General features: G+C 59.6%; 12 protein-coding genes. 7 read left to right on the forward strand and 5 right to left on the reverse strand.

All coding sequences use genetic code 11. The features are described from left to right. Positions 1–20: 20 nt before the first annotated feature. The 4 genes from AC1D35_RS24855 to AC1D35_RS24870 form a co-directional block, all read right to left on the reverse strand. Positions 21–803, reverse strand: coding sequence for a sugar ABC transporter ATP-binding protein (locus AC1D35_RS24855; protein ID WP_113307965.1), 783 nt, complete (start codon positions 801–803; stop codon positions 21–23). Continuing rightward, positions 796–3,051: an ABC transporter permease gene (locus AC1D35_RS24860; RefSeq protein ID WP_477940474.1), complete on the reverse strand. Its 2,256-nt coding sequence runs from the start codon at positions 3,049–3,051 to the stop codon at positions 796–798. Before AC1D35_RS24860 ends, AC1D35_RS24855 begins: the two co-directional genes overlap by 8 nt. Positions 3,052–3,135: 84 nt before the next feature. Beyond that, positions 3,136–4,218 carry a substrate-binding domain-containing protein gene (locus AC1D35_RS24865; protein WP_113307967.1) on the reverse strand — a complete coding sequence of 361 codons (1,083 nt, stop codon included), beginning with the start codon at positions 4,216–4,218 and terminating at the stop codon, positions 3,136–3,138. Between the two features lie 508 nt (positions 4,219–4,726). Continuing rightward, positions 4,727–6,451, reverse strand: a complete 1,725-nt coding sequence (locus AC1D35_RS24870) for a hypothetical protein (protein ID WP_477940475.1) — start codon at positions 6,449–6,451, stop codon at positions 4,727–4,729. Positions 6,452–6,888: 437 nt separating this feature from the next. Here AC1D35_RS24870 and AC1D35_RS24875 point away from each other — a divergent pair, with 437 nt between their 5' ends. The 7 genes from AC1D35_RS24875 to AC1D35_RS24905 are packed head-to-tail and all read left to right on the forward strand — an operon-like array spanning position 6,889 to position 12,532. Then, complete coding sequence (locus AC1D35_RS24875) at positions 6,889–7,491, forward strand: Na+/H+ antiporter subunit E (RefSeq protein ID WP_477940477.1); 603 nt, start codon at positions 6,889–6,891, stop codon at positions 7,489–7,491. Continuing rightward, on the forward strand, positions 7,484–7,744 hold the full coding sequence (locus tag AC1D35_RS24880) for a monovalent cation/H+ antiporter complex subunit F (protein ID WP_113296923.1): 261 nt from the start codon (positions 7,484–7,486) through the stop codon (positions 7,742–7,744). The genes AC1D35_RS24875 and AC1D35_RS24880 overlap by 8 nt, the downstream gene beginning before the upstream one ends. Before the next feature lie 5 nt (positions 7,745–7,749). After that, on the forward strand, positions 7,750–8,001 hold the full coding sequence (locus AC1D35_RS24885; protein ID WP_477940479.1) for a hydrogenase subunit MbhD domain-containing protein: 252 nt from the start codon (positions 7,750–7,752) through the stop codon (positions 7,999–8,001). Then, complete coding sequence (gene mnhG, locus AC1D35_RS24890; RefSeq protein WP_113307969.1) at positions 7,994–8,338, forward strand: monovalent cation/H(+) antiporter subunit G; 345 nt, start codon at positions 7,994–7,996, stop codon at positions 8,336–8,338. The genes AC1D35_RS24885 and mnhG overlap by 8 nt, the downstream gene beginning before the upstream one ends. Further along, a complete protein-coding gene (gene mbhE, locus AC1D35_RS24895) occupies positions 8,335–9,036 on the forward strand; it encodes a hydrogen gas-evolving membrane-bound hydrogenase subunit E (protein ID WP_477940482.1) in 702 nt (233 codons plus the stop codon). Before mnhG ends, mbhE begins: the two co-directional genes overlap by 4 nt. A 17-nt stretch (positions 9,037–9,053) precedes the next feature. Continuing rightward, on the forward strand, positions 9,054–9,422 hold the full coding sequence (locus AC1D35_RS24900; RefSeq protein WP_477832908.1) for a sodium:proton antiporter: 369 nt from the start codon (positions 9,054–9,056) through the stop codon (positions 9,420–9,422). Beyond that, complete coding sequence (locus tag AC1D35_RS24905; protein ID WP_477940484.1) at positions 9,416–12,532, forward strand: complex I subunit 5 family protein; 3,117 nt, start codon at positions 9,416–9,418, stop codon at positions 12,530–12,532. The genes AC1D35_RS24900 and AC1D35_RS24905 overlap by 7 nt, the downstream gene beginning before the upstream one ends. A gap of 40 nt (positions 12,533–12,572) precedes the next feature. On the opposite strand, the gene AC1D35_RS24910 is transcribed toward AC1D35_RS24905, so the two are convergent. After that, entirely contained in the window at positions 12,573–13,724 is a 1,152-nt protein-coding gene (locus AC1D35_RS24910) for an alpha/beta hydrolase (protein ID WP_477854646.1), read from the reverse strand. Positions 13,725–13,963: the final 239 nt, after the last annotated feature.

Here is a 13,963-nt window from a genome sequence, read left to right on the forward strand (position 1 = left end):
GCCGGGCGTTCGATGGCAGATCAGACGTTTCTTGCCTCATCGGCTGTCCGCGCGCTCTCTCGCGTGCCGGAAACGATAATCTCCAGAACTTCATGCTCGTCGGTATTCCTGATGTAGCGATCGCCGACATATTCGCCGCGCTTGAGCACCATGACGCGATCACCCACGGCAAAGATATCGACCAGGCGGTGTGAGATGATGATCTGGGCGACGCCCTGCTTCTTCAGTTCCAGCATGGTTTCGAGCAGCCGTTCCGTCGCCATCACGGAAAGGTTGGCAGTCGGCTCGTCGAGGATCACGACGCGCGGCTCGAACGAGATTGCGCGGGCGATCGCGACGGATTGCTGGCGGCCGCCCGACAGGCTTTCGACCTTCTGGTAGACGGAGTTCACGTCGACCTTGAGCCGTTTCAGCACGCTGTCGGCTTCCGCATACATCTTCCGCCTGTTGACGAAAGGGCCTTTGAGCGGCCAGCGGCCAAGGAAGATGTTCTGGCCGACATCCATGTTGCCGCAGAGCGCGAAATCCTGGTAGATCATCTCGATGCCGACGCTGCGGCTCTCATGCGGGCTCTTGAAGCGTACCGTCTGCCCGGCAACGAGGATATCACCCGCATCGCGCTGATAAGCACCGGTCAGGATCTTCATGAGCGTCGATTTGCCGGCGGAGTTGTCGCCGACCAGGCCGAGAATCTCGCCGGGATAAAGCGTCAGATCGACCTTGCGAAGCGCCTGCACAGCCCCGAAGGCTTTTTCGATGCTCCGCATTTCCACGATCGGCGCGGATGGTGTCGCCTCAGCCATGACTGCTGTCCCCTTTTTGCGCGCCTCTTCTCAGCCGGGTTCGCAGGCGCCCGAAAATATTGGCCTGGCGCACCCATATATCGATCAGCACCGCGACGATGAGGATGACGCCGATAAAGACGTTGATCCAGTGCTGCGGCATGCTGAACCCCTGGACATTGAGTTGAAGCAGTGCGCGCACGAGCGTGATGACGGCAGCACCCGCAAGCGAGCCGATCATCGTGCCGTAACCGCCGAAGATCGATCCGCCGCCGATGATGACAGAAGCGATCGCATCGAGCTCGCGAAACTGGCCGGCAACCGGGTTGAAGCTGCGAAAATAGGCGACATTGATGATCCCGGCCATGGTTGCGCAGAGCGCCGACAGCATGAGCGCGATGAAGCGCACGCGGTTGGTGTTGATGCCGGCATAGGCGGCGGCGCGCACGTTGCCGCCGGCGGCGCAGACCTTCAGCCCGAACGGCGTATAGGCAAGCACGATACCGGCGATCACCGCGATGAAAAACATCCAGATCGTCTGGACGCTGACAACCTCGGCCACCGTGCGAATGATCCCCGGCGGCAATGCAAGGCCGAAATGAAGGAGAACGTCATTCACCTTGCGTCCGAGCAGGTTATAGCCCTCGGGCCAGCCGGTCAGCTGCTGTCCCGCGACGAACCAGGCGGCGAGCCCGCGGGCAATGTAGAACATGCCGAGCGTGGCGATGAAGGCAGGCAGTTTGAAGCCGACGACGACCATGGCGTTGACGGCGCCGGCGGCCATCCCCGCAAACAGGCCCATCGCAACGGCAGTGAGCGGGTCGGCGCCGAGCACCTTCAGGAAATAGGCCGCGGTACTGCCGGCAAGGGCAAGCACGGCACCGACCGAGAGATCGATATCGCCGGCTGCGATGACATAGGTGAGCCCGACCGCAATGAGGGCGAGTTCCGTATAGTTGAGCAGGATGGCAAAGGTGTTGGGCAGGTTCCACCAATAGTCCGGCCTGAGCGCGAGGCCCGTCAGCCACAACACGGCGGTCAGGATGATGGCAAGTGCGTCGCGGCGGGCGAGAAACTTGCCGAGCCCGGTGGCTGACAGCGCCATGTCGGCCGCCATCGCCCCCTTGGTCTGGACACCCTCGATCGCCACGCCACCTATCTCGTAGGCCGGCGGCGGTGGCCGGCCTCTGAGCCAGGCCCATAGCCGGCCCGCAACCTGCCGCCTGATAAGAATGGGCTCGATCAGCACGGCGATGACGAGAAGCAGACCCAGGAAAACCAGCACGGCGCCTGCCGGCAGGGTGAACTTGGCGCCGACTGCGAAGCTTTCACCGTCGATCACGACGGTGCGCGTGATCGGCCATCCCTCGCGCAGCACCTTGTCGATCAGCACGACGACCGCAGCACCGAGGCAAGATCCGATGACACGCCCGCGCCCGCCAAGGATCGATGCTCCGCCGATGACGACGGATGCGATAACGGTGAGTTCCCAGCTGACACCATAGAGAGGGGTGACACCCTTGTCCTGCGCGGCCGACAGGAGAGCTGCAAGGGTCGCGCAAAGCGAGGAGAGCAGATAGGCGCGAATGCGCACCCAGCGTGTGCGAATGCCGGCATAGACCGCCGCCTGCTCGTTTCCGCCGGTGGCGAAAGTCTCGTAGCCCCAGCGGGTCTTTGCAAGCACAGTGGCCCCCACCACGGCGATGAGGAAGAAGATCGCGATCTGGTTGTTGAAGCCGAGGATATTCGTCTCACCCAGGTGGAAGAACAGCGGATGGTCTTTCGCCTTGTCGGAATAATAGATTGCCTGACCATGCGTCAGCGCGAGCACGAAGCCGCGGCCGATGAAGAGGATCGTCAGCGTCGCAATGAAGGCCGGCACTTTCAGGACGGTGACGAGCACGCCGTTGATCAGGCCGATCGCCGTGCCCAAGAGCACGCAGAGGATCGCCGACTGGATCACGCCGAAATCGAGAAAGTTCGGGGCAAAAAGCCTGGCGAAGACCACGGCGACCAGACCGTAGGTCGAACCAACCGAGAGATCGAGATCCCTGTTGGCGATGACGAAAGTCATTCCGACCGCGATGATCCCCACACGAGACGTATCGCGCAGAAGCGCGTGAAGGGCTTCCGTCGATCCGAAGAAGGCCGGATTGACGATGGCCCCGCCGAGGTAAAGCAGCGCAAGAAACATGAGGAGCCCCGCCTCCCAGCCGCCGACGAGCTGGGGCGGCGCACGGCCGAGTGATGTCGTCGTGGCGGGCTCCATGAATTTCTACCGACCGATCCTTGCTGTCGCGTGGCGGGGCGGCTCGCACCCTCCCGCCTTGATTTCAGACGTCTCGAACGGCAGTCAGTTCTCGAAGCGCTTGCCAACGTTGGCGACCGTTTCCTTCGTCACAAGCTGGGCACGCGTGTCGAGATTGGCAGCTGCGATACCGCGATCGATCTGGAGATAGAGCTGCATGACGGGCCAGAAGCCCTGCAGGAAGGGCTGCTGACCGAGCGAGCCGGTCAGGTTCCCCGCTGCGATGCCTTCCTGCTGTGCCGGGCCGAGATCGAAACCATAAGCGCACAACTTGCCGGTCTTCCCCATCTGGGCAACCGCCTTGACGAGCGGCGGCGTGAAGACGTTGTTGGCTGTGAAGGCGCCGACCACGTCGCCGCGGGACTCGAAGAGCGAAACAAGTGCGTTGACGGGGTCGTTCGGGTTCGTGTCGATGCCGACATTCTCCGGACCGGCGTCAACCTTGAAGGCATCGAGCTTGCCGGCGTCCTTCAACGTTTTGACGATGGCATTGAAGGCGGCGGTGACACGGTTGTTCACCTCGATATTGCCCATCGCTGTGGAGGACGGCAGCACGATCGAGCCGCTGGTCGCGCCACTGGCAAGCACGCAATTGGCGAGCGCCTCGCCGCCGATTGCCGCCGCCGACGCATCCTGGCCGGTGTGGCTGATCGCGCTCCGGTGCAGAATGGTGCCGTCGAACGAGTTGGTCGTCGCGATCGGGATGCCGGCCGCCTCGGCAGCCTTGACGATGTCGTTATAGGCGCCGACCTGCGGCGTCGTCATGATGATGCCGTCGATCGTCGGGTCCTGAATGATCTGGTTCAGGATCTCGAGCTCGCGGGCGGGGTCGTCCACCGGCGATTCCGAACCGAGCAGCAATATCTTGGCGCCGATCATATTGCCGGCGACGGTCGCGCCGACATAGACAGGGTCAAAGAAGCCATTGCCTGCCGTATGCGTTACGATCGCGAAGGTCAAATGCCCGTCAGCCGAATGGAAATCCTTCGTGCCGGGGGCCTCTTTTGCGGCTTCCTCGAAGTTGTAGCCGCCAACCGCTTTCTCGACGCCGCCCGACTGCGCAAATGCATGCGAGACGCCGAGCGACAGTATCGCGGCCGATGCCGCGTAGAACAATACCCGCCTCATGATTGGTCCTCCCTTGTAACCAAGGGAGGAAAGCCGTTCGAGCGCAATGTATCGAGAGTGGGGCCGAAGGCTTATCCTCCCATTTGCTAATATTCTGCGCAATTCTGTTTCAAGTAAACAGTAATCCCATCGTGCTTGCGAATTTGTTCGCTATGGAAGAGCCCGCAGATCAACCAAGCCAATTGACGAAGGCGACAGCATTACTCGCTCAATATCTCAAGCAGCAGGCTGCCTAAAGGCGGAGACTATGTGTCCCTCTCAGGCCGCCAGGAATATTTGGAACAGAGCCATCCTGCCCATGACTGGGCGGTCGAAGAACTCGCAAGGATAGCGTGTCGGCGCGATTGCCGAACGACTCGGCTATGAATCCGAGGTCTCGTTCAGCCATGCATTCAAGCGCATCATCGGCGCTCCGCCTGTAACATTTCGCTCGCGTGCCGATCCGCGCCCCGGGTCAACTCGCATCCTGAATAACGACCGACGGACTGCGTCTGGAACGGCACTCGCCCTACTGCGATTTCACCAGTCCCGAGAAACCGGCGACGGCCAGAAGGCTGAGCGCCCAGCCAATCACCGACTGGAAGAAATAGTAATTCAAGGTGAAGGTGCCGTTTGGTTTCAGGGAGTCCGGCCGCCAGTATTCCTTTTGCCCGATCGACGCCACCGGCAGGAGAACATCCAGCGAATACATCAGTGCATTGAATTCCGGGTAGCTTGCTGCCTCCGGCTGATTGCGAAAGCAGGTCAGCTGGTTCTGACCGACCTCGGCACGTCCGGTCAGATCCTGTCCGGCATTTGGCATGAAGCGGGTTTCGGTTCGTTGCAGATCGCACATCGTCCATTCGGGGGAGCGCAGCACGACCGGGCTGTTTGGTTTCATCGCGCCGCCTCGGTAGGCAATCGCAAAGACCCCGGTACCGATCGCCCAGAAGAGCATCAGCCAGACCAGCGCCAGGAGAGGCTGCCGCCCGTAGCGCAGCGTCACCGCGAGAATGGCGTCCATAACCGCCAGGGCGACCCTCAAGGCGGGGTTTTTGGCACGCGCCCGACGTGCCTTTCGCTGCAGCCGCTCCTTGGTGATGAGGACAGCGCGGGCTTCCTCGTCATGGCCCATTTCCCTCAGGACCTTCGACAGTTGCTCGTAGGGCTGAGGCCAGAAGTCCGCCTTCCAGCGTTCAGGGGTTTGGCGTGCCAGCCAGTCAAGGCGGCTTTCCGCGTCCGCAGGACCACCGATGAAAGCACCATACCGGCAGCGGTTTAGAAGCAGGTCGCCGGTTTTCGGCCAGCTCGCCGGCTCATCATCAATCGCACCGATCGTCGTGGCCGTCAGGTCGAGCGTGCCCTCAACAGACGCGTTCTGTCGCAAAAAGAACGCGCCGTCGATTGTGGTTCGATTGAGCCTCAATGCGTAGCCCCCCGGCTGCGAAAGTGAGGCCGACGTGCAATCAATGTCGCCACCGAAACGGGCACCGAGCAGACGCGTCTCACCGACAATGGTCGTCCCTCTTAAAGCGAGGTCCCCTGCTGCCACAATCCCGTCACCGTTCAGCACGACTTCGCCCGGCCGCTCCAAGCGAGCGCCGACCGCGTTGACATCGCCACCAAGGCGGACCGCAGAAAGATTGAGGCCACCGCGCACATCGGCACCGCGCAGCAGAATGCCGCCGCCGGTTTCCAATCCATCTGCGTCGAGCGCGATCCCGTCAGGCGAAGCAATCGAGACGCCATCCGCTTCAATGCTGCCACCGATACGCGCGCCCGGGAGCCGGATTTCGCCAGTTACGATCGCGGCGCGAAGCGAGAGGCAACCGCGTGCTTCGAGCCTATCAGCCTGCAGTCCGGGCAAGGCCGAGCCGTCCAGGAACAGATTGTCGATAATGGCGGAGCGCAATATGGGCGAAGCTTCGAAATGGCAGTCCTTAAGGCCAATGTCGCGAGGAATTCTGCACCCCTCGAGGTCAAGGATACCGGTTATCCACGCTCCAGTCAGCCTCAGCCCTTTTTCATGGAGACGGTATCCATCGCTACCGAGGATGAGATAGCGCAAAACATCCGCCCGCACGGTTCGCTCGGGATCTTCGTCTTCCGGGCGTAGGCCATCGCCCAACCGATCGAAGTCGCCCGTCTGCAGATGTGCAACCACCTTCTCTTCCGCCAAGCTGAGTGGGCGATAATCAGCAAGGCTGGGTGCGACGGGAACGACAGATCCCGATTGCGGGGCTTTCTCGTTCATGAAACCGGCATCCGTTTGGATCTGGCTACATCTATTGCTCCGAAACGGCGCTGCAGAGGAGTAACCGTGCCTGATCTGTGCATCATGTGACCGGCTTGAGAGGCGTGAAAATTCATAACATCGTTCCCTCCAACACGACGCCTACGCTAATCTTCGCCGGTGAGCGTGTCGCCAATCAAATAGGTCGATCGATGTGACACACAGCATGTTCCGGATGTAAGCCTGACGCGCAGCGTGATTGATTTCGCCGTTTTGGATACGGGTCAAGAGATGGCACAAAAATGCGCGGGGATGCGACGRCATATCGGACCCCAAGCATAGTTTCTGGATTCAGTGCCGATCACAGCCCGATGCAGCCGATGCTAATGTGGCGTCAAGACCCACCAAGCTCGTGGTGACCGGCAAAACGCCGGATCGAAATCGGCCCGTGGGGGAAGATGCATGAACTTAACCCCGCCTACCCAGACTGCACGCCACCACTCCACTCGAACCCATCGAAAGCCTGCGCGATGCCAGAAAATCGAGCAACACTCCAACCACGCCCGTCGGGATTGTCACAGGGCCTGATCCTTCTCTCGGGTTTCCTGTTTGTCGTCTGGCTGGTGGTCAATTCATCTATGGAGGCCCCGATCGTGGCCGTCGGCGCGCTGGTATCTTTGGTCCTGGCGTCGATTTTCATGCGTCGCGGCGATGTCTGGAAAATCACGGTAACGCCTGCCAAGGTCCTGCATTTCATTGCCTATACCGGCGTTTTCCTGGTTGAACTGGTAAAGGCGAATATGAACATGCTGCGCTACGTTTACGCGCCGCGTATCATTATTCATCCAGGGATCGTCAAGGTGAAGATGCCGCTCAAGTCGCCGATCGGTCGGCTGGCGCTTGCCAATTCAATCGCGCTTACGCCCGGCTCGCTTGTCATGGATCTCAAAGGAGATACCCTCTTCATTCATTGGCTTGACGTAAAGACCACCGACCCGGAGGAAGCAAGCCAGATGATCATCGGCCCTTTTGAAAAGCACCTGGGGGCGGTATTTGGCTGAGATTATCCTGCAGATTGCCGTGGTTCTGATCTTCTTCAGCATCGTTTTTGGGGTGCTGCGGCTGATAATCGGCCGCACGGCGATTGATCGTGTGGTGGCGATCGACATGCTGACCGTTGTCACAATCTCGTTGATAGCGCTCTATGCCCACATATCGGGCCGCTTTGTCTATATCGACGTTGCTCTTGTCTACGGACTGCTCAGCTTTCTGGCGGTTCTTGCCATTGCCGGCTTCCTGGAAAAAGGGCCGTAGCCGCCATGCTCGAGATGCTGATCCTGTTGGTTTGCGGCAGCATTCTGGTGAGCGGAGTGCTGGCCGTCTTGCTCACCAATCTGATGGCGGCGATGGTCAGCGCGGGTCTTGCAAGACTGTTTGCGGCAGCATCTTATGTGCTCCTGGCCGCGCCTGATGTCGCCATGGCCGAAGCCGCGATCGGCTCGGGCCTGGCAACGCTGATCTTCCTTTATGCGATCCGCAAGACCAGAGGCGGAGGACCTGTCGATGAATGAGTTGGTCGGCAGTCTGACGATCCTCGTTGGGGCGTTCTTCCTCTTTTCCGCGGGTGTCGGCCTGCTGCGCATGCCCGATGTCTTCACCCGCATTCAAGCGGGCACCAAGGCCTCGACCTTGGGCAATATTCTCGTTCTAGCCGGACTTGGCGTCTATCATCCGGACTGGTCGTTGAAGCTGTTGATCATCGCCTACTTCGTGCTGATGACCAATCCGCTGTCGTCACATGCGCTGTCGCGGGCCGCGCATGCAATCCGCACGCCGATGGCGGCTGCAACCATCATTGACGCCCTGCGTGACGAGAACGACGGCGCCGGCAAAGAGGGCTCGGCATGAGGCGCGCGTTTAGCCTGCTCGGCGTGCTGATATTCGGCATCATCTTCGCTTCACTCGTCAGCAACTATGACGAGCGCCAGACGCTTTCGGCACTGGCGGTGCACTATCTGACCGAGGTCCCCGCCGATCTTGGTGCGCCAAACGTCGTGACCGGAATTCTGATTACCTTTCGCGGGTTTGATACGCTCGGCGAAGTCGCGGTACTGTTCATGGTGGCGGCAAGTGTCGGCCTGCTGCTTGCGAGTGACACGGGCGAGAAGACACTTTCCCGCAACAGCGGATCCGATGGTACCGGACACGGTCCGAGCGAACTGGTGCGCAACGGTGCAGAGGTTGTCCTTCCGCTGATATTCCTCTTTGGCGCCTATGTCATCATGAATGGTCACCTGTCGGCCGGCGGTGGTTTTCAGGGGGGCGCAGTCGTTGCCTCCGGTGTCATGCTCCTAATGCTCGCCTATCCCTCCGGATCGATCAACCACGGCTTTCTCAGCACAACGGAATCGCTTGCAGGCGTGTTTTACGTCCTGATCGGCATCGTCGGCATCGCCTTCGGCAGCGGCTTTCTCGACAGCCATATTCTACCGCGGGGCAATTTTGGGAAGCTGTTCAGTGCCGGGGCGATCCCGCTGATTTCGGCTCTGCTGGGCATCAAGGTCGGCGCGGAACTGAGTGTCATTATCGACCGGTTTCGCAGCTAGACGAGATGGGGAGCGCCATGGGGCTGCCGATATCACACATACTTCTGGCCACGGGATTTCTTCTCATCCTCATTGGTTTCTGGGGGATGCTGAGGCATCGCAACATCCTTCGCATCATCATCGGCTTTTCGCTGATCGACACCGGCATGCACATGGTCCTCGTGGCGACCGGCTATGTCACCGGTGGGACCGCGCCGATTGTCGACGAAGCGCTCAACGCATCAGATGCGGCCAAGCACGCCGTCGACCCGATTCCGGCCGCGCTCGTCGTGACGGCCATTGTCATCGGCTTTTCGGTGACCGCAATCATGCTGTCCTTCGCGATCAGACTCCACGCCGTGAGGAAAACACTCTCGATCGACGCGCTGACGGAGTCCAAATGGTAGACAGCCTTCTGCAGCCGCTGAACATTTTCCTGCTTGGCCTTGGTGGAGGATTTCTCATCCCCCTGCTCTATCGCATCGCCAAGCCATTGCCGGCGATCGGTTTTGTCGTGGCGCTTCTAGGAATGACCGTCATTTCATGCGTCTGCCTTTGGCGTATCCACAATGGCGGGCCGACCTTCGAGATCCTGACCGCCGGCAGCGTCCCGCCGTTCTCGATCAATCTGCGTTTTGGTCCGTGGGAGGGTTTTTTCTCGGTTTGCGTCAATGTCGTCGCGCTTCTCGGCGCCTGGCACCTCTGGCAGCGACTGCGCTCAAACTATTCGACGCTTCTGCTCTACCTGATCCTGATCATGGGCATCAACGGGATGGTGATGACCCGCGACCTCTTCAACCAATTCGTTTTCCTGGAGATCATGTCGATCGGGACCTATGGGCTTCTTGGACTGGAGCGGACGCCCGCAGCGCTTGCAGCCAGCTTCAAGTACATCATGGCGACGGTGCTCGCCTCCTCATTCTTTCTTTTGGGTGCCGGGCTCCTCTACCATGTGACCGGCACACTCAATATCGACGAGATGATCGCCAACCGGGCGGCGATATTCGGCCCGATCGGGGCGACTGCACTGCTGTTCGTGCTTACCTGTCTCGTACTCGAGCTGAAGCCGTTCCCTGCCAACGGGTGGGGGCTCGACGTCTACGAGACGGCCCATAGCGGCATCGCGGCACTTTCCTCCGTCGGAGTGTCGGCCGGCGTATTCTTTGCTCTTTTCAAGCTGCTGCCGCTTTTTGACGATCATCTGGGCATTCTCGCTGTCTCGGGCGGCATAACCTTCCTGTTCTCCAATCTCGTCGGGCTCAGGCAGACAAGCGTGCAACGAATGCTTGGCTATTCCTCGATCGCACAGATGGGACTTCTGGTACTGGCACTTGCGCTGCTCCATCAGCTCAAAGCGGAGCAGTCACTGCCGCTGGTTGTCGGGGGGCTCTTCGTCAATCATCTACTGGCCAAGGCCGGCCTGTTCTGGCTTGCCGGCATCGTCGAGCGCACCCAGGTCGACGGGTGGTCCGAGATTGCCGGAAATCGTCTTTTGCTCTCGATCCTTGCAGTGTTCTTGGTCGCTATTTCCGGGTTGCCTCCATTCCCAGGATTCTGGGCGAAATGGGAGCTCGTGATGCAGGCTGCGGCTGGCGAGCGATCTGTCTGGATAGCCGTCATCCTGGTCGGATCGCTGCTTGAGGCAGCCTATATGTTCCGCTGGTTCAAGCAGGCGACGCGACCGCCGTCGAACGCGACACACACCGGCTTTCTGACCGGCCCCCCTGCCTCGTTCAGCCTTGATCCGTCCAGGTTGGTTCCGGTGGTGGCCAGCGCTGTTTTGCTGTTTGTGAGCGGCTACGTGGCGGCAGTTTTTGCGGGCGCAGTGTCGCTATGGCTTGTCGCACCCCTTTGTGTCGGTGGCGTTCTTTGCCTTCTCGATGGCCTTCCCGGTAGGATCAAGTGCGTATTGACACTGGCGGCGGTGCTGGTTGTCGGAGCGTGGATCACTGCCGACCTCGAAGGTTTGCCTCGATTGTTTGCCGCACTTCTTCTTGCCGGCGGCCTGGTCATTGCTTTTGCCAGTCTCTATCGCACCGATCCTCGCCGAGGCTTCTATCCAATGATGGCGATCCTGCTTTTGTCGATCGCCAGTCTGTTACGCGCCACTACCAGCCTGGAGTTTTTCTTCCATTGGGAAATCATCACTCTCTCTTCCTATTTCCTGATCGCGCAACGGCCCGGTGCTCACTCCTACGTGCTGCAGTTCCTGCTTTTTTCCCTGGTATCGGCCTTTTGCCTGCTCGCAGGCTTCGGCATTGCCACCGATGCCAACGGCAGCACCGCACTTTCGGCGTTCGCTACGGCCGGCCCGGATGCGGCACCTGCCTTCATGTTCCTCGCGATCGGCTTTCTGATCAAGGCCGGCGCGGTTGGCGTCCATGTCTGGCTGCCCGGCGCTTATGCCGAGGCCGACGATGACCTGTCGGCAATGCTTTCCGCCGTGATCAGCAAGGTGGCGGTCTTCGGATTGTTCATGGTGACATACCTCGCCATTCGCTCCGACGTCGGGCTCGAGATGGCACACGTGATGGGTTGGATCGGACTTCTGACGACCATTGCTGGGGCTGTTATGGCTTTCCAGCAAACCGATCTGAAACGAATGCTCGGCTATTCCAGCATGAGCCAGATCGGCTACATCATCACTGCGATTGCGTTGATGAGCCATCTCGGCTGGGTCACGGCCTTCTACCTTGTTGCCAATCACCTGATGGTCAAGGGCGTCCTCTTTCTTGCAGCCGCGGGCGTCATCTTGCGTACCAATACCAGGTTGTTCGATGAGACCGGTGGCCTCGCCAGAGAAATGCCGCTCACCTTTGCTTGCGTGATTGTTGCACTTGTCTCGATGTCCGGTCTGCCGCCGCTTGCCGGCTTCGGCGGCAAATGGCTGCTGCTGAGCGCGATGATGGACAGGGGCTGGTATGGTCTCGCGATCGTTGGCGTTCTCGCGACTTTCATCGGTTTTCTATACATGTTCAGATTTGGCTATTCGATCTTCCTTGGTCCGCGAAGGCCCGCAGCTGCGGCGGAGGCGCCCTTGCCGCTTCTGGTCGCGCAGTTCGTTCTGATCCTCGCAATTGTCTTGCTGTCGTTTTTTCCGAAACTGGTAATGGATCCCGTGTCTGCCGCGATCGATCCCTATTTCGCCTCGACGCTGGTCTGGCAGGGTATGTCGCTTGAGACCATCTATGGCTACTGGAATCCTGTCCCTGTGATGGCGGTCACTGTCGCGATCACAGTGGTCCTCTTCGGGGGCTTCGTATTGGTCTATCGAACCGGTCACGGGCGCTCCATTCCCGTGAGCACGGCGCATTTTTACGCCTTCTATCGATCGGCGTTTGCTCCACTCGTCACCCCAATTGCAAACTTTATCTGGGATGGAATCTGCGATCTGACGGTCGGCGCGGCGGGACTAGTGCGAAGGGTCTACACGGGCAACGGCCAGACATACGTGCTCTATGTGCTCTATTATGCAATCGCGATCTATCTGCTGGGGACTTTCAGGATTCCAATCTGATGTGCCAGCAAGCAGGCTAACAATCTTGCCCTCACGGCCGCTATTGGCTGGCGGCTGCCTGTGCGATCCCACCCAGAATGCGGCTCGGAAGGAAAATTATCAGTGATGCAGCACCCTCGATCACCGATGCGCCGTCGGCGAGCATTGTCTGGCTGGCAGGTCCCTGGTCCTCTCTAAGTACACTGCGTATCAAGGCATCGTTGTTGACCACGTCCATCAGTGTCGGTGAACTGGCAAAGACGCTGTGCCTGCCGCCATCGATATCAGAGACATCGATAACCGCGATCTCTCTCTTTTGAAGGACGGCGACGTCGGAGCCGCTGCCGACACGCGGGTGGCCGCCCGCCAATCGCCGGGAAAACCCGAGAGCGCGATCGCGCTGTGAGACGATGATTGCAAACGGTCGCGGGATGTCACCAATGTCGTCGATCTGGCTCAGGAAGACGTCGACATCGATATCAGGTGCGGCGAGAACCACGCCACCCAGGCGCTTCAACGTGCTGGTGCGTCCCCTGAGGGCAAGATCGCGCAAAGCTTCCGTGACGACATAGGCGCCCATGGAATGGCCAACCACAATAATTCTCTTCGCATTGGTCTCTGCCGCGATCTCGATCGTCTCGGCAAGTCCTCGCCGGCCAACAAGGGCGCTGTCGCGATCAAAGACGTAAAGCGGGATCGATGCTCCTGACGGCCAGGCGTAATGCAGCGAGACCGACTTGATACCGTAGTCATAGCTGATCTGGGCGTTGCGGAAGACGCTGTCGGCGAAGTTGTTGTTGTATCCGTGGACGAAAATGAAGATCTCGCGATTTTCCGGCGAGCGTTGCGCGAGCGCGACATTTAGCTGCCTGATGAAGTCCTGCCGCTCGGCAATCGGCTGATAGGTCCGCGCTGAAAAGTGCCTGCTTGGATCAGGGCTCCGTCCGCTTTTCTCGACGCGGCCGGCAACGTGGTTTTGCGGGATACCAATGTCTAGTTTCGCAAAATTCAACGTCTTCGACCGCTCGGCCGAATATGGCAGGGAAAGATTGTTGGATCGGGTACGCGTGGTCGCGACGTAGATCGGAACGATTGCCCGCGGTTCTGCTCCTGACGATGATGCGATGGGAAGGCCAAGCACCGCGCGTGGTCCGCCACAGCCGACGAGAGCCAACAGAATGATCACAATGACGGACAATCGAATTGAGGACATGGGCTCGATCTAGTTCCCTGGGAAGCCGTTAAAATCGTTCAACAAGAAAGACAATCGGTTCGGATCGCTCACGCTGGCCACACGCATGAGGCGAAGCACTTCCTTGTTCTAAGCTATCCGCAGCGGGTGCGGTAGATGAATTCCAGTTGTTACTTGCAGTATTCAGATTTCCGTGTCGGTCGGGCGACAAAAAATGATGCTGAACTCAGGACTTCTACCGTTCGCGTTGATCACCGACA

The organism is Rhizobium sp. P1_E6 (assembly GCF_056405875.1).

Excerpts from the sequence above, each read along its gene's own strand:
- AC1D35_RS24855 (WP_113307965.1), bottom strand. The coding sequence starts at position 803 with ATGGCTGAGGCGACACCATCCGCGCCGATCGTGGAAATGCGGAGCATC.
- AC1D35_RS24860 (WP_477940474.1), bottom strand. The coding sequence starts at position 3,051 with ATGGAGCCCGCCACGACGACATCACTCGGCCGTGCGCCGCCCCAGCTC.
- AC1D35_RS24865 (WP_113307967.1), bottom strand. The coding sequence starts at position 4,218 with ATGAGGCGGGTATTGTTCTACGCGGCATCGGCCGCGATACTGTCGCTC.
- AC1D35_RS24870 (WP_477940475.1), bottom strand. The coding sequence starts at position 6,451 with ATGAACGAGAAAGCCCCGCAATCGGGATCTGTCGTTCCCGTCGCACCC.
- AC1D35_RS24875 (WP_477940477.1), top strand. The coding sequence starts at position 6,889 with ATGCATGAACTTAACCCCGCCTACCCAGACTGCACGCCACCACTCCAC.
- AC1D35_RS24885 (WP_477940479.1), top strand. The coding sequence starts at position 7,750 with ATGCTCGAGATGCTGATCCTGTTGGTTTGCGGCAGCATTCTGGTGAGC.
- mnhG (WP_113307969.1), top strand. The coding sequence starts at position 7,994 with ATGAATGAGTTGGTCGGCAGTCTGACGATCCTCGTTGGGGCGTTCTTC.
- mbhE (WP_477940482.1), top strand. The coding sequence starts at position 8,335 with ATGAGGCGCGCGTTTAGCCTGCTCGGCGTGCTGATATTCGGCATCATC.
- AC1D35_RS24900 (WP_477832908.1), top strand. The coding sequence starts at position 9,054 with ATGGGGCTGCCGATATCACACATACTTCTGGCCACGGGATTTCTTCTC.
- AC1D35_RS24905 (WP_477940484.1), top strand. The coding sequence starts at position 9,416 with ATGGTAGACAGCCTTCTGCAGCCGCTGAACATTTTCCTGCTTGGCCTT.
- AC1D35_RS24910 (WP_477854646.1), bottom strand. The coding sequence starts at position 13,724 with ATGTCCTCAATTCGATTGTCCGTCATTGTGATCATTCTGTTGGCTCTC.